Source organism: Bacteroides sp. MSK.18.37, assembly GCF_019129155.2.
Taxonomy (GTDB): domain Bacteria; phylum Bacteroidota; class Bacteroidia; order Bacteroidales; family Bacteroidaceae; genus Bacteroides; species Bacteroides ovatus.
In genome coordinates this window covers 1,376,734-1,393,671 of sequence record NZ_JAHOIB020000001.1, presented here as the reverse complement: position 1 = coordinate 1,393,671, position 16,938 = coordinate 1,376,734, and the positions used below count along the sequence as shown (strand labels likewise).

Sequence of the window (16,938 nt, the reverse complement as noted above, 5' to 3'; positions counted from 1 at the left end):
ACCTTGTGTTATATTAAATTAGATTGTTATTTTGCAACGTGAAATTTGGGCATTGGTGCGATGGTATATCGCGCGTTTGCTAGTATTAATTAAAAAGAGAATTTAGAAATGAAAAAGAAATTATTTTATTATCTGTTTGCAGTATTGTGTACTGCGACATTGTTTACGTCTTGTAGTGATGATGACGATGAAGTGAAATATCCGATAGATACAGAATTGGCTGGAGGCTATGTTGGTAATCTGTCTGTGAATGTGGATGGTAATCAAATGGGAACTACCGAAAATCAAAAAATCACAATTTCACAGTCTAATAAGGAAACTAACCAAATTGCATTATCATTGAAGAATTTTACTTTTTTGGTAAATGTTGGTGATATTGAAGTTGATCCTTGTACTGTGAAAGCTATAGATGGTGGTTATGCTTTTGAAGGTCAACAGAATCTAGATTTGGTACAGCCACTTGGTAATTGCCCTGTTAGTATTTCTGGTACTGTGAAAGGTAGCAATATTAATATTGAAATAGGTGTAAAGGTTGGTGCTCCTTTAAATCAAAATGTAAAGGCTACTTTTGTTGGTCGTAAATTGACAGGTAGTGAAAGTTCGGAGGCTAAAATAATAAGTTTTATTTTGGACGATGATATTGTAACAGAACAACCTATTATTAATGAAGAGGAAGGAATAGTAACTTTTAAGGTTAGCGATGCTGCTGTTGATGACGATTTGTCTGGAATGATTCCTACTATTGTGGTATCATCGAAAGCTAAAATAACTCCAGCTTCAGGTGTTGCGCAGGATTTCTCGAATGGCAAAAAGGTGGAATATACTGTCACTGCTGAAGATGGTACAACTAAAAAATATTCAGTTTTTATAGCTGGATCTTCTGACTACTATTCTTTTGAGACCTGGAAGTCTTTAAATGATGGAGCTTTTGAAGAACCGGATGGGGGATGGGCTACTTCTAACACAGGTGTGTGGTTTATAAAGACTGTTTATCCTGATGTATATAATGGTGACTATCCCGTTGTTAAAAGTGAGGATGCTAAAGATGGTGCTGTTGGAGTGAAATTGATAACATTGGATACTAAAGGACAAGCAGGGGCTGATTGGGGTTTTATTAAAATACCAGCTATTCCTAAAGTGACTTCTGGTTCTTTATTTTTAGGGACATTTGAAACTGATATTCAGAATACATTGAATAGTACTAAGTTTGGTAATCCATATTATTCTAAACCTATTTCTGTACAATTCTCTTATAAATATACTCCGGGGGCAGTGTATTATACATGCCCTGATCCGGTAAAAGCTGAAGCAGTTACTGAAGATCCTAATACAACTGATGAATGTAGTGTAACTGCTGTTATTTATGAAGTGCCATATTGGGAGACGGTGGACCCTGATGATGCTAATAATAAAGCTTATGATAAACGATTGACTGGGGCAAATTTATATACTAATACAGATCAAGTTATAGCAATGGCAACATTCTCTAGTGGTGTCCAAGAAGATTATAAAGATATTACCCTTACTTTGAACTATGAGAAAGATTATGATCCTACTAAAAAGTATCGATTTGCTATTGTATTTTCTTCTAGTAAAAATGGTGATAAATTTAGTGGAGCACCTGGGAGTACTTTGATAGTGGACAATGTGAAAGTTGTAGCTGAAAAATAGTAGATATAGAATAAATATAATTTAGTTTTATTTCCCTTCACTCTTGTTCTTTATTATCATCTGAAGAATAAATGAGTGGAGGGATTTTTGTAGTTGTTGATAGTTATTCTAGGGTATGAAGTTTAAGGTGTAGATGAAGAATGTACCGTAATTAAATTATATGTTATGAGTGTTGGTCTATTGAGACGTCCATTTTTCTTAGACACTACTCCTGTATTTATTGATTTAGCCCATACATAAATGAAAAAACTACGAGAAGAATTCTCGTAGTTTTTTATTGACACAATATTTGGATCGTTTAATATAACAATATACTAAAATGCATATCCAAATCCTATATTCAAATAAATAGGATACATGGCAAATGAGATTGTATCAAAATCTTTTTTGAAAATATCATTCAACCCCCACGTTAAGTCGGCGTATACATTTAGATGTTTAAATGCTCTCCATTCACCGCCTAGTTGTAGTCCCCATTGGAATTTTCGGAGATTTTCGGAGAAATCATAGGTAGCTATGCTTTCCCCAGAGAAAACTACTCGTGAGCCAGTTTGGTCTGGGGTACGTAAATGACCGTCGTATACATGTCCGGAGAATCCCCTTTCGATGAGGTATGATATGTATGGGCCTGCAGACAATTTCCAACGGTTGCTTATCTTATAGTTAGCAACTACCGGAATTGTCAGATATGAATTTTTAACTTTGGTCTTTACTCCTCCTGTCCATAATCCTTGTAATTCTCCACCATTAGTATTAATAATTTTCATACCGTAATTTTTTACGGTAGCTTCGGTGGTCATATTCTTATTTTCAAGTCGTACTCCTACAGTCATCCCCCATTTGGGATCGAACCACTTAGTCGCATTACCTTCAATTGAAATTGCGATTCCTGGCGCATAACTATCAATTTTACGGATTTCTTTTGGTAGAGGTAATGGTGAAGTCCCACCAATACTGAAACCGGCCTTTATTCCATATTCCCATCCATGTAGATAAGACCAGATGATACCTTGATTTCTTTCTTCCTGTGCTTGAGCTGTGAATATGCTTACAAATAGCAGCACAACTATAATATTGATTGATTGATATTTTTTCATTGTATTAGTTTTTTTATTCTTTACAAATAAGTTCTAGCTCATCAACGTATAGAGTGCTACCGACAGCTCCTCTAAAATAGGCGCCATCTACGCTGGATGATAGTACAATACCTAATTTATATTTACCGTTTTGTAGTTTCGTATCGTCAATTTCTCGTCCTTTTACTGGTTCGAAATGTATAGTAAACTCATTCCATTCATCTGATTCAACAATATCTTCAGGTTCTATTCGTGCTAATAATACCAATTTATCAGAGTTAAATACGTTATCACCATTAAGCATGATAGAATTATTTTCTGCCTCATACATAACAGCATAAATATCACATTTGTCCCTTTTTCCGGTTTGTGGCTGTCCTTCTACAGAATAAACTTCCCCAGCTTTAAATTTATAATATCCTTTAAGTGCTATGGGATGTTTATAAAATTGAAAACCAAAGTTCGTTGCTTTTCTAGGATTTGTCAGTGCATTTTCTACTTCAAATGTCCCGATAAATAAATTTCCAGCAGCAATATACATTTTTACCATTGCACCAAAATCTCCAGTATTACGAGTTTCTAGCTTTACAGCCTTACCTTTAAAACCATTTGCAACTTGTACTGTTGGGTAATCTATTCTAGAATTAGCCATACCCGTTAATTTAAAACCGGGATTACCGCTTGACCATTGTAATACTTTAGATATTTCTTGTGAGGTTGCAGGTGTAAATTCGTAAAATGTATCGTATTCACTGGAGGTTGTCAGTAATTCTTCAAATTTGAAAAGGGTAGGTAATTCCGCTAAAATCACATTAACGGTATAAACAGGCTGCCATTGACCGTCTTCTGATGTAACAGTGAATTTACGGGAGTGCGGTTCTTCGCTGAAATCATAGGTAGATTCAGTATCTCCAGTTATTGGAGTATTTACTTTAATTGTAGCTCCTTGTGGAAGTGTAAATTCTAATTTTTGTTTGGAAAGGTCGGCTCCTTTATTTACATATACATTGATTACTTTAGAATCTGCATCGATATTTGCCAATTGCACATCATCGCCTGAACAAACATCAATGGCTGCTTCTGAATTTAATGCTTCATCCTGTATGCAGGAAGATATTGCACATGTAAAGATGAAATAGGCTATTAAAGTCTTAATTTTCATTTGATTTTCCTTTTTAGTTTACTAATTCAGTCTCTTTTATAAAACTTGGTTGCAAAGTTAAGTTTCTTTTTTGAAATGCAGTACTTCATCACTTAAGTAATTCAATAAAATTAGCGCCTTTTTAAAATTAATGTTATAAATGAATTATTCTTTTTTAAATCCCAGCACTGTTTTTATAATAAATCTAACTTCCTTGTTATAATCAGCTTGTACTGTTGCTTCATTTCTTTAGGCAAGAAAGAAATATCTATGAACTCTAACCATTTCTCGGCAACTTTGGTAAATTTAGAAAATAGGTTGTCTATGATCTTTTTCTCTAAACTGCAACTATTCATGGCAACTTCAAAATCAGAACGCTTGATTTTGCGTCTTTTTCCATTAAGTGTCAAAGCCAATTCTTCAGTGTCCTCCGGCATGAGGAGTGCCGTAGAGATCATGTCATATCCCGGGGTCAGTGAATAATAGCCTTTACGCTGACTATAAAGTGAAAAGTTTTTCAGATGCATATCCGCATTTCCGGTCAGCCATGAGAAAACGACTTGTTCCCAGAAATTTATTACGTCAAGTTTTGGCACAGAGGAATATTGCATAATTATCTTTGCTATCTTTTCATAAGAGCCTTTATATTTATACTCTGTGAGGCGTTCCGAGAGCTGGCACATATCCTCCATTGGCAACTTTTCACCCTTTGCGGTTCTATCTATGCGTTTAGTGATATAGGCCAATTCGCCATCGGCAAAACGAATCAATGAATGAGGGACAACGTTCACTTTAGCCAATTCGGCAAGATGCATCGTTAAATCCTCAACTTCAGGCATGTATTTAAATTGTTCCGTTTGCGGTTTGAGAATATAACGTCCCCATAAACCAACGATAGTAAAGCGTTGCGGTTGGTTGGGGGACGATGATATATCGAGAGACAATTTTGCTTGCACTCCTGTAAGTGTGGTTTGTGAGCGTATGACTTGTTCGGCAAGTTGCTTAATATCCGCTTTTGTATAAGGTAGGAGAGGAACTGTTTTGCTCCCAAATATTTTCTTTCCGCATTGAGGGTGAAAATCAGTTTCTCCCTCGCCAAGTTCCTGATAACAATATAGGCATCTGCTCATCATTATTCTTTATTTAAGATGGGAATCACACTAACTGCACCGATGCAATCTTTGCAACAGGCAAGCAGTAGTGACATACGGTCACGTCGATTTATCTTCCAACTTTTTTCAGCAATATCTAAAAGCCAGCCTTCAGGAATAAGACCGTCAAAGAATGGGAATAATATTAGACTTGTATATGGCTTTTCCGAGATTGGCAGTGTGAGGCTGATAGATTCCGCATCGCTGGATTTAATGTAGGCTGTATCATATTGAAAGGTATAGCCATTTTCATCTTCTGTAAGCAATCCTGCCAACTGGTCTTGGTTGTATATGAGTGCTTGTCTCATAGCTTGTTGAATTTACTTATTGGTACAACACCCACTTCCGTTCCAAAGAGACTAAGCACTTGATTTACTTTATCAAGACGCAAAGTCTGTTTCCCCTGTTCGAGTTCGCGTACAAAACGTAACCCGACTCCTGATTTTTCGGACAGCTCTACTTGGGTCAAGTTATGTTCTTTACGCATTTGCTTGACGTATTCTGATAATGATTTATCGTTCATATTATACCCTTTTGGGTACAAAGATAATGTAAATTTTCTATTTTACACCCTTTAGGGTATAAATTTAGTTGTAGATTTATGAATTATACCTTATGGGGTATAAGAAAACAGGTACTCTTTCTTTGGGAAGAAGGAGTACCTGTAGAGGAAAGTGATAGCAGATTATTCTTTCAAAGCCTCTTGTAAGTCAATACCCAGCGCTTTGGCAACTCCTGTTCCATATGCAGGATCGGCTTTGTAGCAGTTGCGCACATGACGTTGTTTGATAAACAATTCGGAGTCTCCCATGGCACGGGCTGTATTTTCGAACAATAATTGTTGTTCTTCAGCCGGCATCAATCGGAATAAGTCGCCCGGTTGGCTATAATAATCGTCGTCATATTCCCGTTCATTGTAGTTGTAAACTTCACCGGTAACTTTAAGAGGCGGTTCTTTCATGTCAGGAGAATCCTGCCATTCGCCGTAACTGTTCGGTTCATACCCTTTGGTAGCACCGTAGTTACCGTCTACGCGCATAGCACCGTCACGATGATAGGCGTGGAAAGGACAACGAGGCTTGTTGACCGGGATTTGTTCAGCATTCACCCCTAGACGATAACGTTGTGCGTCGCCATAAGAGAATAAACGACCTTGTAACATTTTGTCGGGAGACAGACCGATACCGTCTACAATATTCATCGGGTTGAAAGCAGCTTGTTCCACTTCAGCAAAATAATTTTCCGGGTTGCGGTTCAGTTCAAGGACACCAACATCTTGTAGAGGGAAATCTTTGTGCGGCCATACTTTAGTCAGGTCAAACGGGTTGATACGATAGTTGTCCGCTTCTTCCTCCGTCATTAACTGAATCTGGAATAACCATTTCGGATAATCGCCCTTTTCGATGCTCTCGAAGAGATCACGTTGATGAGATTCGCGATCTTTAGCAACTATTGCTTCTGCTTCCTGGTCTGTCAGATTCTTGATACCCTGCAAGGTACGCAGATGGAATTTAACCCAAATACGTTGATTTTCTGCATTGATAAAACTATAAGTATGACTGCCGAATCCGTGCATGTGGCGATATGAATAAGGAATACCACGCGGACTCATAGTGATAGTAACTTGATGTAATGCTTCCGGTAAAAGCGTCCAGAAGTCCCAGTTACTGTTCGGGCTACGCATATTGGTTTTCGGATCTCGTTTGATGGCATGATTCAGATCCGGAAATTTAAGCGGATCACGTAAGAAGAATACAGGAGTGTTGTTACCCACCAAATCCCAGTTACCTTCTTCCGTATAGAATTTCATAGCAAAACCACGGATGTCACGTTCTGCATCAGCAGCTCCACGTTCTCCGGCTACGGTGGAGAAACGGACAAAACATTCTGTTTGTTTTCCGACTTTACTGAAAATAGCAGCACGGGTGTACTTTGTAATGTCATGGGTGACAGTAAACGTACCGTAAGCTCCCGAACCTTTAGCGTGCATACGTCTTTCAGGAATTACTTCACGATCAAAATGGGCAAGCTTCTCTATAAGCCAGGGATCTTGTAACATTACAGGTCCGCGTTGACCTGCGGTTTGCGAGTTTTGATTGTCAGCGATAGGACGACCGTTCGCTGCAGTAAGTTTTTTCTTTTCCATAAATAGATTTTTTAGTCGGATACAAGTATAAGCAGACTGTTTCCTTTTATTCTTTCATCCGGGGTTTATAATATATAACAAAGATAGGCTTCTTTTGCTCGCTTGTCAAACAGATAATTTCTATCTAAAGATAGAGAATAACTATGAATTGTGTGTGTATTGTCTGCTATTTATTTTTCTACAAAGATTATTGTGCTGACACCCGGGTGTCGTACATCTTTTTATTGCATAAAAAAACTCCCGCACTTCCTTCACGGAAGACGGGAGCTTTTAAATAAACTATAGCTTATATATCTTTTGCTGATTATACGATACCTTGTGCCATCATTGCTTTAGCAACCTTCATGAATCCGGCTACGTTAGCACCCTTCACATAGTTTACGTATCCGTCAGCTTCTGTACCGTACTGAACGCAAGCTTCGTGGATATTCTTCATGATACTCTTCAGCTTTTCGTCTACTTCTTCAGCGCTCCAGCTTAATTTGATAGAGTTTTGAGTCATTTCAAGACCTGATACTGATACACCACCGGCGTTAGCAGCTTTACCCGGAGCATAAAGGATTTTTGCATCCTGGAATACTTTGATAGCTTCTGGAGTAGAAGGCATGTTAGCTCCTTCAGATACAGCGATACAACCGTTTGCTACCAACTGACGAGCGTGGTCACCGTTCAATTCATTTTGAGTAGCAGAAGGAAGAGCGATATCACATTTTTCACCCCAAGGTTTAGCTCCTTCTACATATTTGCAACCATATTTTTCTGCGTATTCACGGATACGGCCACGGTACAGATTCTTCAGTTCCATGATATAATCCAGTTTTTCGCGGTCGATACCGTCCGGATCGTAGATATAACCGTCAGAGTCAGAGCAAGTAACTACTTTACCACCCAGTTCGATTACTTTTTCGATTGTATATTGAGCAACGTTACCAGAACCAGAAACCAGACAAACTTTACCTTTCAAGTCAGTTCCTTTTCTCTTCAACATTTCCATCAGGAAGTAGATGTTACCGTAACCTGTAGCTTCCGGACGAATCAGTGAACCACCGAATTCGCGGCCTTTACCTGTAAATGTTCCGGTAAATTCATGAGCCAGTTTTTTATACATACCGAACATGAAACCTACTTCGCGGCCACCAACACCGATGTCACCAGCAGGAACGTCAGTTTCAGGACCGATGTGACGCCACAGTTCCAGCATGAATGCCTGTACGAAGCGCATTACTTCAGCATTTGACTTTCCACGAGGAGAGAAGTCGGAACCACCTTTACCACCACCCATTGGCAGAGTAGTCAGTGAGTTTTTGAATGTTTGTTCAAAGGCAAGGAACTTCAAGATAGAAAGGTTTACAGATGCGTGGAAACGGATACCGCCTTTGTAAGGGCCGATCGCGTTGTTGTGCTGAACACGGTAACCCATATTGGTCTGAATATTACCTTTATCATCCATCCAAGTCACGCGGAACTGATATACTCTATCAGGAATACACAAACGTTCGATCAAGTTTACTTTATCAAACTCCGGATGTTTGTTGTATTCTTCTTCAATAGTAGAAAGTACTTCTTCTACTGCTTGATGATACTCCGGTTCATTGGGAAATCTTCTTTTCAGATCGTCTAATACCTTTGCTGCATTCATAATCTTTTTTTTCTTTAATTGGTTGATATAAATAAAGTGCTAATTTGACAATTTGCTAATATACCGTTTGACTATGTGCTTTTGTGCTATATAGCAGATTTGCACATCTGCGTATGGGTACATCGGATATTTATTTTCGGTTGCAAAAGTAAAGATAAAAATTGAACTAGCAAACATTTTATAAAGAAAAATGCGATAAAACATCAAATTTGATATTTTATCGCATTAAAAATAGGAAAAAAGATATTTATTTGTTCTTTTTGATCGACTTATAGACAGGAATAAATACTAATGCTGCCGAAATGCCAAGCATTACCACCGTCATCCCGTCAATTCGTTCGGCTTTTGTCAGAACTAGATAGCAAAGCGCCAACCAAAGCAGGCTGATGCAAACTATTTGTGATTTGGATAACGGACGTTTCATTTACCTCCTCTTTTCTTTTTGTCAACGATGGCGTCGATCACGGCTACAGCTGTGATATTGACAATGTCGCGGACAGAGCTTTCGAAATCGGTGAAATGAATAGGTTTGTTCAATCCCATCTGGATAGGGCCGATGAATTCCGTATCCGGGTCCATTGCCTGCAACAGTTTGTAACCGGCGTTTGCTGAACTCAAGTTCGGGAAAATCAATGTATTTACATCTTTTCCTTTCAGGCGGGTAAACGGATATTTGATATCACGCAATTCGCGGTTCATGGCAAAGTTTACCTGCATTTCACCGTCAATAGCCAGTTCCGGATATTCTTCCTGCATGTGGGCAACAGCTTCGTGCACTTTCACAGGGCTACCTGCAGTATCAGCACCGAAGTTGGAGTATGACAACATTGAGATAACCGGCGTGTGATTGAAGAAGCGAACTGTTTTATCAGACAATTTAGCGATGTCAATCAATGTTTCCGTATCCGGGTGGCGGTTAATCAGTGTGTCTGCCAGGAAGTAAGTACCTTTCTTGGAGTTCAGGATATGCATTGTTCCGAAGTGTTTGAAGCCCGGTTGGATACCGATTACTTCTTTGGCCACTTTGATCGTATTGCTATATCTTGTATAAAGTCCGGTGATGAAAGCATCCGCATCTCCTGTTTCCACCATCATCATACCGAAGTAGTTGCGTTCGAACATTTTATCGTTGGCTTCTTCATAAGTAAAGCCTTCGCGTGCACGTTTTTCTGCAAGAATGCGTGAGTAACGTTCGCGGCGTTCCGATTCGTCCGGGTGACGGAGATTGACGATTTCAATACCTTCCAGGCTAAGATCCATTTCTTCTGCCAGTTTTCCGATAGCCTCGTCATTTCCTAATAAGATAGGATGACAGATACCTTCGGCTTTCGCTTCAACGGCAGCTTTCAGCATATTCGGATGGATACCTTCGGCAAATACGACACGTTGCGGTGAACGGCGGGCTGTATCATACAGCTGACGGGTCAGTTTGGATTCATAACCCATCAATTCGCGCAGGTGAACACAGTAAGCATCCCAGTCTTTAATTTCAGTGCGGGCCACTCCGCTTTCCATAGCAGCTTTTGCCACTGCGCAGGAAACTTCGGTGATGAGGCGTGGATCTACCGGTTTCGGGATAAAGTATTCCGCACCGAAAGAGAGGTTGTTCACGTGGTATGCCGCATTAACTACATCGGGTACCGGCTGTTTTGCCAGATTAGCGATAGCGTGTACGGCTGCAATCTTCATTTCTTCGTTGATAGCTTTAGCGTGAGTATCCAAAGCACCGCGGAAGATATACGGGAAACCGATTACATTATTAATCTGGTTCGGATAGTCAGAACGTCCGGTAGCCATCAGTACGTCAGGACGTGCTGCCATGGCATCTTCGTAAGAGATTTCCGGTGTCGGGTTAGCCAATGCGAACACAATCGGCATCGGAGCCATGCTGCGCACCATATCCTGGCTTAACACATTTCCTTTCGACAGGCCGAGGAATACATCTGCACCTTTGATTGCTTCTTCCAGCGTGTGAATATCCGTGCGGTCGGTTGCAAAAAATCTTTTCTGTTCGTTCAGATCCGTGCGCGCCTTGCTGATAACGCCTTTACTATCCAGCATGACGATGTTTTCGAGACGTGCACCCAGTGACACATACAATTTAGTACAAGATACGGCAGATGCACCTGCACCGTTCACAACGATTTTTACATCTTCGATTTTCTTTCCGGCCACTTGCAGGGCATTCACCAAACCGGCACTGGAGATAATAGCAGTACCGTGCTGATCGTCGTGCATGACAGGTATATCCAGTTCTTCTTTCAGGCGACGTTCGATTTCAAAACATTCGGGAGCTTTGATGTCTTCCAGGTTGATACCTCCGAAAGTAGGAGCAATAGCCTTTACTGCAGCAATAAATTTCTCTGGATCTTTTTCATCCACTTCGATGTCGAAAACGTCGATGCCCGCGTAAATTTTGAAAAGCAGACCTTTACCTTCCATTACAGGTTTACCGCTCAATGCACCTATATCACCCAGTCCGAGTACGGCTGTACCGTTGGAAATAACGGCTACCAGATTACCTTTAGCCGTATATTTATACGCATCTTGCGGATTCTTCTCAATTTCGAGACAAGGTTCTGCTACACCGGGAGAATATGCGAGTGATAAGTCGGTTTGTGTACTGTAAGGTTTGGTAGGCACTACCTCAATCTTACCGGGTTTGCCCTGTGAATGATAGAGCAAAGCGGCTTCTTTCGTTATTTTAGCCATGGTATTTATGAAATTTGTTAATAAGTTATCATTTGACCGCAAATGTAGGAATAAAAGTTCGAAATTGTAGCTGTTGATTAATAATTTCTATTAATTTTATAGCAAAATGGCTGAATTTATGATATGATATGTCAAGGATGTGTTTTTGTATTCTATTCCCTTTTAAATGCTATGATATTGATTTATTGAAATTTTAACAAGTGCTTTGGTTGTCGGCTTTAGTTATTTCGCTATTTTTGAATCGATATATGATTTAACCTTATTTTATAATGATTACCACCCAGCAACTTCAATTATTGAAAGAAGGAAATAAAAATGCTTTTGAGGCATTGTATCGTGGATACAATGCTCGCATTTATAATTTTGTCCTTTCTATGGTGAGCAATGCCGGGGTGGCGAAAGATATCACACAAGATATTTTTCTCCATATCTGGGAGAAGCGGCTTAATATCGATCTGGAAGGGAATTTTGACGGCTATCTTTTTAAAATATCCCAAAACATGGTATATCATTATGTAAGACGCGAACTCCTGCTTCAAAATTATGTAGACAGGCTTGCGAATGAGTCATCTGACGAATCCGTAGAGATAGATGAAGAACTGGATTATTTGTTTTTGGAAGAATATATCCTGAAACTTTTAGAAGAACTGCCTCCAGCGCGCCGGGAAGTTTTTATGCTTTATTGGAAATCAGGGTTGAACTATCGTGAGATAGCCGACCAGTTGAATATCTCGGAAAAGACTGTTGCCACACAGGTACACCGTTCTTTGGATTTCTTGCGTGACAAACTGGGAATAATTGCCTTTTCAGTCTCTCTCTTCTTACATGATATCTAATATAGAAGTTTTAATAAAAGTTAATATCTGAACTATTTCGATTTCTCTGTAGTCCTTTTCTGTCTCTCAAGACTAGTATAAATAGAACAGGAAAATTATGGAGCAACACGATTACATAGTACTATTGGAAAAATTCTTCAAAAAGGAGGCCTCTTCTGAAGAAAGAAGGATACTTATTGAATGGATTCGTAAACCCGGAATTCGTAATGAGTTTAATCTGCTTTGCGAGCAAATGTGGAAAGAAGCAGCCGTCGAAATCGATAAGACAGTGGAAGAAGAAATGTGGAACCATCTGCAGAGGAATCTGGATGAGCCCAAGATACTATCTCCGAAGAAACGGCGCTGGCAACCTATTATATATAAGGTGGCAGCCACTATCTTATTACCGGTTTGTTTGGGACTGGCCACTTACTTTGGGGTAGAACACATGAATAAGGTGTCACAGGACCCTTTCATGGTGGCTGTCGATTATGGACAGAAAGCGAATCTGACTTTGCCCGATGGAACGAAAGTCTGGTTAAATTCGGCTACTCATCTTTCTTATGATGCGGAGTACAACAAATCCGACCGGAAAATCTATTTGGACGGAGAAGCCTATTTCGAAGTGGCGAAAAACAAAGATAAACGTTTTATCGTCTGCTGCAATGATCTGGAGATAGAAGCGTTGGGAACCACCTTTGATGTGAAAGGCTATTGTGACGATCATTCTGTCACAACACTGCTGGCAGAAGGAAGCGTCAAGGTTTCTAATAAAACGGACGTAACCTTGTTGAAACCCGGGGAGAAGGTAGAATACCATAAGAACAAGCAGACATTTACTAAATCGCCCATCTCGGATATGCGTGAAATCGACTTTTGGCGGAACAATATGTTGATTTTTAATTCATCCTCTTTAGCGGAGATCGCGACTACGCTGGAGCGGATGTACGGAGTGAAAGTCGTGTTTGACTCCGAGAAACTGAAGAACGTGCTATTTTCCGGAACCATCCGGAACAGTAGCTTGCATAATGTATTTTACATTATAAGCCTTACTTATCCTTTAACCTATGAGTTAGAAGGAGATACGGTGAGAATAGGAAGTAGTATTAACTAAAAAAGGACAATTTATGGAAGACACCTCATAATAAAATAAAGAGGGTAGAATTATGTAGCAGCATAATTCCACCCCGAAATCAAATACGGTTTATACATGATAGTAAAAAAGAAATTTTCCTTATGCGGATAAGGGAAAGGGAATCCTTTTTGCTTCACGATTTTACAAAGATAATAAAAAGTCTAATTTTCAGACTTATATTTTAAAGAATTTAAAGCTAATTACTAATGAGAAAACAATTACATATCATATTCAGGCTTGTTATGTTCAGTTGTATCTTGTTGTTTGTGTCTCAAGAGGCAAGTGCGCAGATCACTTTCTCTGTGAAGAATCAGACGATACGCCAGACGATACGAGTGATTGAAAAGAAGGCTGATTACAGCTTTTTTTATACGGATAAGCTTCCCGGATTAGATCAAAAAATTTCATTGACAGTGAGTAATGAAAGTATTGATGCGGTTTTAGAAAAAGTTTTCAAAGGATCATCTATTAGTTATAAAATAGAATCGGGTAAGCAAGTGGTGCTTACTCTGAAAAGTGAACAGAACGCCCCCCAGAAAGGCGATAAGAAAACAATCACCGGTGTTGTGGCCGACCGGAGGGGAGAACCCTTGATTGGTGTCACAGTGAGAGTGGAGGGAGAGAATATTGGAACCGCTACCGATATAGACGGTCGTTTCTCTTTGGAAGCTCCTGTGGGGGCAAAAATCAGTTTCTCCTATATCGGTTATGTTTCCCAATCTCATACGGTCAATAAGCAGAACATATACAATGTGTCATTGAGCGAAGATTCGCAGGTACTGGAAGAGGTAGTCGTAGTGGGATACGGTTTTATGAAACGGAAAGATATTACGACTGCGGTATCTGTCGTTTCCACGGCAGATATTGAAGAACGTCCGATTATGACAGCTGCACAGGCTATTCAGGGAAAGGCAGCCGGTATTCAGGTTGTGCAGCCGTCGGGTATGCCGGGTTCCGGAGTGACAATCCGGGTGAGAGGAGCCACTTCGGTACAGGCATCCAATGAACCGTTGTATGTGGTGGACGGTTTGCCGTCGGATGACATTTCGAATATCAGTCCGAATGATATTGAAAGCATGCAAATTCTGAAAGATGCCTCATCGGCAGCTATTTACGGAGCACGTGCGGCAAACGGAGTAGTGTTGATTACGACTAAAAGAGGAAAGATCGGTGCACCACAAGTGAAAATGAGTGCTTATGTGGGTTTCTCTAAATTAGGGAAAAAAATAGATGCGTTGAATACAGAACAATATAAAGACTTGATGAAAGACTTGAAAGCAGTTTCGGATGTTGCCCCAAATATCCCCGAAAGTGAAACGCGCTATGTGGACTGGACTGATTTATTCTTCGGTACGGGTGTCAATCAGAACTATCAGTTGTCTGTGGCAAATGGAATCGAGAAACTGCAATATTTTGTTTCCGGAGGTTATTCCGACGAACAGGGTATCGTGGAAAAAGCACATTTCAATCGGTATAATTTCCGTGCAAACCTGGATAGTGAGCAGACCAAATGGCTAAAGATGGCACTCAATTTTGCATATTCGCATACAGGCGGACAATGGGTGAACGAAAGCCGTAGTTCTTTGCGTGCCGGTTCCATCTTATCCGTTGTGAATACTCCTCCGTTTATGCAGAAGCGGAATCCGTATGATCCGAACGAATATGATGAACAGGCTTACGGTGCACGTATTCTGAATCCGCTGGCTGCCAATGCCGCAGACAGTAACACGAATACAGACCATATAAATGGCTCACTCGGCTTCACGGTTGACATACTCAAAGGACTGAAGTTTAAAACCACTTTTGGCATTGAACTGACCAATGAACATTGGGACTACTATCTGGACCCGATTTCAACTTCGGACGGACGGGGTACAAAAGGGCGTGTGGAAGAGAGTTTCTCACGAAACTTCGAATGGCTTTTTGAAAATTTGCTGACCTATGATTGTTCATTCAACAAACATAACCTTTCTATTTTGGGAGGGGCTACCCAGCAGCGTGCACAATATAACGGTTCGTGGATGGCAGGTTTCGACCTGGCAGAGTCTTATCCCGATATTCATTCCATCAGTGCCGCCAATCAACTGGATAAGGACGCTTGCGGTTCTTCTGCTTCCGCATGGACGCTGGCCTCTTTTCTGGGTCGTGTAGCCTACAATTACGACAGCCGTTATTTGCTGACGGTTAACTTCCGTGCAGACGGTTCTTCTCGTTTTGCCCCGGGACATCGTTGGGGTACTTTCCCTTCTGTTTCTGCAGGTTGGAGAATTTCAGGCGAAAAGTTCATGCAACCTTTGCAAGACATTGTTACCGACTTGAAATTACGTGCCGGATGGGGTATGAATGGTAACCAAGGCGGTTTTGGAAACTACGCTTACATGGCTTCCATGAGCGTCAGTAAACTGCCCGTTTCGGAGGGAAACTTATATCCGGGACTTGCCATTAAACCCGGCTCGGCAGCCAATAAAGAACTGACCTGGGAAAAAACAAGCCAATGGAATCTGGGACTCGACCTGACCATGTTTGATTCCCGCTTATCCTTCTCGGTTGATGCTTACTACAAAAAGACCACCGATTTACTATTGACAGTCAGCCTGCCGGAGAATGTGGTGCCGAGCAGTGTGACAAGAAACGACGGTGAGATGGTGAATAAAGGTATGGAGTTCACTCTCTCTTCCCAGAATTTTAAAGGTAACTTTCAGTGGAATACCGATTTCAATATATCTTTCAACCGGAATAAGCTGACGAAGCTCGGTTTGAATAAAGTTTATTATTATGCTGAAATGTACGAATCCAAGGAGAAAGCCGTCATCCTGAAAGAAGGTCTTCCGTTAGGCACATTCTTTGGTTACATATCAGAAGGCGTTGATCCGGAAACCGGAGATATTATCTATCGTGACTTGAATGGTAACGGTTTTATCGATCCGGAAGATCGCACTACTTTGGGAAATGCCCAGCCCAAGTTCATTTACGGTATGACGAATACATTTTCGTATGCCGGTTTCGACCTGTCTGTATTCTTGCAGGGAAGTCAGGGCAATAAGATTTTTAATGCATCGCGTATTGATATGGAAGGCATGACAGACTTTAGAAACCAGTCGGTTCGTGTGTTGGATCGTTGGAAACGACCGGGTATGATTACCAATGTCCCCCGCGTTGGTAATACAGAGAATAATCATAACTCCTCCCGTTTTGTAGAAGATGGATCTTACCTGCGCCTGAAAACAGTCACTTTATCCTATAATTTTCCTAAGAAATGGTTGAATAAGATACATCTGTCCAGATTGCAGGCTTACGTCACCGGACAGAATCTCTTCACACTGACTAAATACAAAGGATACGATCCTGAAGTAAATGCTTTTGGCGGAGACTCCGTTGCTCAAGGGGTGGACTATGGTACTTATCCTCAATCGAGGGCGGTAATTTTTGGTTTGAATATTGAATTTTAATAG

Annotated in this window: 13 protein-coding genes; 4 read left to right on the top strand and 9 right to left on the bottom strand. The window is 40.4% G+C overall.

From position 1 onward, the window contains the following. Positions 1-108: 108 nt before the first annotated feature. The gene (locus tag KSX81_RS05900; RefSeq protein WP_004298014.1) at positions 109-1,671 is read left to right on the top strand and encodes a PCMD domain-containing protein; all 1,563 of its coding nucleotides are present in this window, start codon (positions 109-111) and stop codon (positions 1,669-1,671) included. A 314-nt stretch (positions 1,672-1,985) separates the two neighbouring features. Here KSX81_RS05900 and KSX81_RS05895 read toward each other — a convergent pair whose 3' ends face one another. The 9 genes from KSX81_RS05895 to KSX81_RS05855 form a co-directional block, all read right to left on the bottom strand. Continuing rightward, on the bottom strand, positions 1,986-2,768 hold the full coding sequence (locus KSX81_RS05895; protein WP_004297659.1) for a porin family protein: 783 nt from the start codon (positions 2,766-2,768) through the stop codon (positions 1,986-1,988). Positions 2,769-2,781: 13 nt separating this feature from the next. Continuing rightward, entirely contained in the window at positions 2,782-3,909 is a 1,128-nt protein-coding gene (locus tag KSX81_RS05890) for a PCMD domain-containing protein (RefSeq protein ID WP_217725601.1), read from the bottom strand. Positions 3,910-4,082: 173 nt separating this feature from the next. After that, the gene (locus KSX81_RS05885) at positions 4,083-5,018 is read right to left on the bottom strand and encodes a HipA domain-containing protein (protein ID WP_004306852.1); all 936 of its coding nucleotides are present in this window, start codon (positions 5,016-5,018) and stop codon (positions 4,083-4,085) included. A 2-nt stretch (positions 5,019-5,020) separates the two neighbouring features. Next, positions 5,021-5,347 carry a HipA N-terminal domain-containing protein gene (locus tag KSX81_RS05880; RefSeq protein WP_004297663.1) on the bottom strand — a complete coding sequence of 109 codons (327 nt, stop codon included), beginning with the start codon at positions 5,345-5,347 and terminating at the stop codon, positions 5,021-5,023. Then, on the bottom strand, positions 5,344-5,562 hold the full coding sequence (locus KSX81_RS05875) for a helix-turn-helix transcriptional regulator (protein WP_004297664.1): 219 nt from the start codon (positions 5,560-5,562) through the stop codon (positions 5,344-5,346). Before KSX81_RS05875 ends, KSX81_RS05880 begins: the two co-directional genes overlap by 4 nt. A gap of 162 nt (positions 5,563-5,724) precedes the next feature. Continuing rightward, complete coding sequence (locus KSX81_RS05870; RefSeq protein ID WP_004297668.1) at positions 5,725-7,185, bottom strand: catalase; 1,461 nt, start codon at positions 7,183-7,185, stop codon at positions 5,725-5,727. A gap of 304 nt (positions 7,186-7,489) precedes the next feature. Then, positions 7,490-8,824, bottom strand: coding sequence for an NADP-specific glutamate dehydrogenase (locus KSX81_RS05865; RefSeq protein ID WP_004297671.1), 1,335 nt, complete (start codon positions 8,822-8,824; stop codon positions 7,490-7,492). A gap of 247 nt (positions 8,825-9,071) precedes the next feature. Continuing rightward, the gene (locus tag KSX81_RS05860) at positions 9,072-9,248 is read right to left on the bottom strand and encodes a hypothetical protein (RefSeq protein ID WP_004297674.1); all 177 of its coding nucleotides are present in this window, start codon (positions 9,246-9,248) and stop codon (positions 9,072-9,074) included. Continuing rightward, entirely contained in the window at positions 9,245-11,536 is a 2,292-nt protein-coding gene (locus tag KSX81_RS05855; protein WP_004297675.1) for an NADP-dependent malic enzyme, read from the bottom strand. Before KSX81_RS05855 ends, KSX81_RS05860 begins: the two co-directional genes overlap by 4 nt. Positions 11,537-11,805: 269 nt before the next feature. On the opposite strand from KSX81_RS05855, the gene KSX81_RS05850 reads away from it, so the two are divergent. From KSX81_RS05850 to KSX81_RS05840, 3 genes are all read left to right on the top strand, one after another. Then, positions 11,806-12,372, top strand: coding sequence for an RNA polymerase sigma factor (locus KSX81_RS05850; RefSeq protein ID WP_004297676.1), 567 nt, complete (start codon positions 11,806-11,808; stop codon positions 12,370-12,372). 97 nt (positions 12,373-12,469) lie between these two features. Then, positions 12,470-13,465, top strand: coding sequence for a FecR family protein (locus tag KSX81_RS05845; protein ID WP_004297677.1), 996 nt, complete (start codon positions 12,470-12,472; stop codon positions 13,463-13,465). A gap of 227 nt (positions 13,466-13,692) precedes the next feature. Next, positions 13,693-16,935 carry a TonB-dependent receptor gene (locus tag KSX81_RS05840; protein WP_217725602.1) on the top strand — a complete coding sequence of 1,081 codons (3,243 nt, stop codon included), beginning with the start codon at positions 13,693-13,695 and terminating at the stop codon, positions 16,933-16,935. The last annotated feature ends 3 nt before the right edge of the window (positions 16,936-16,938 follow it).

Excerpts from the sequence above, each read along its gene's own strand:
- KSX81_RS05900 (WP_004298014.1), top strand. The coding sequence starts at position 109 with ATGAAAAAGAAATTATTTTATTATCTGTTTGCAGTATTGTGTACTGCG.
- KSX81_RS05895 (WP_004297659.1), bottom strand. The coding sequence starts at position 2,768 with ATGAAAAAATATCAATCAATCAATATTATAGTTGTGCTGCTATTTGTA.
- KSX81_RS05890 (WP_217725601.1), bottom strand. The coding sequence starts at position 3,909 with ATGAAAATTAAGACTTTAATAGCCTATTTCATCTTTACATGTGCAATA.
- KSX81_RS05885 (WP_004306852.1), bottom strand. The coding sequence starts at position 5,018 with ATGAGCAGATGCCTATATTGTTATCAGGAACTTGGCGAGGGAGAAACT.
- KSX81_RS05880 (WP_004297663.1), bottom strand. The coding sequence starts at position 5,347 with ATGAGACAAGCACTCATATACAACCAAGACCAGTTGGCAGGATTGCTT.
- KSX81_RS05875 (WP_004297664.1), bottom strand. The coding sequence starts at position 5,562 with ATGAACGATAAATCATTATCAGAATACGTCAAGCAAATGCGTAAAGAA.
- KSX81_RS05870 (WP_004297668.1), bottom strand. The coding sequence starts at position 7,185 with ATGGAAAAGAAAAAACTTACTGCAGCGAACGGTCGTCCTATCGCTGAC.
- KSX81_RS05865 (WP_004297671.1), bottom strand. The coding sequence starts at position 8,824 with ATGAATGCAGCAAAGGTATTAGACGATCTGAAAAGAAGATTTCCCAAT.
- KSX81_RS05860 (WP_004297674.1), bottom strand. The coding sequence starts at position 9,248 with ATGAAACGTCCGTTATCCAAATCACAAATAGTTTGCATCAGCCTGCTT.
- KSX81_RS05855 (WP_004297675.1), bottom strand. The coding sequence starts at position 11,536 with ATGGCTAAAATAACGAAAGAAGCCGCTTTGCTCTATCATTCACAGGGC.
- KSX81_RS05850 (WP_004297676.1), top strand. The coding sequence starts at position 11,806 with ATGATTACCACCCAGCAACTTCAATTATTGAAAGAAGGAAATAAAAAT.
- KSX81_RS05845 (WP_004297677.1), top strand. The coding sequence starts at position 12,470 with ATGGAGCAACACGATTACATAGTACTATTGGAAAAATTCTTCAAAAAG.
- KSX81_RS05840 (WP_217725602.1), top strand. The coding sequence starts at position 13,693 with ATGAGAAAACAATTACATATCATATTCAGGCTTGTTATGTTCAGTTGT.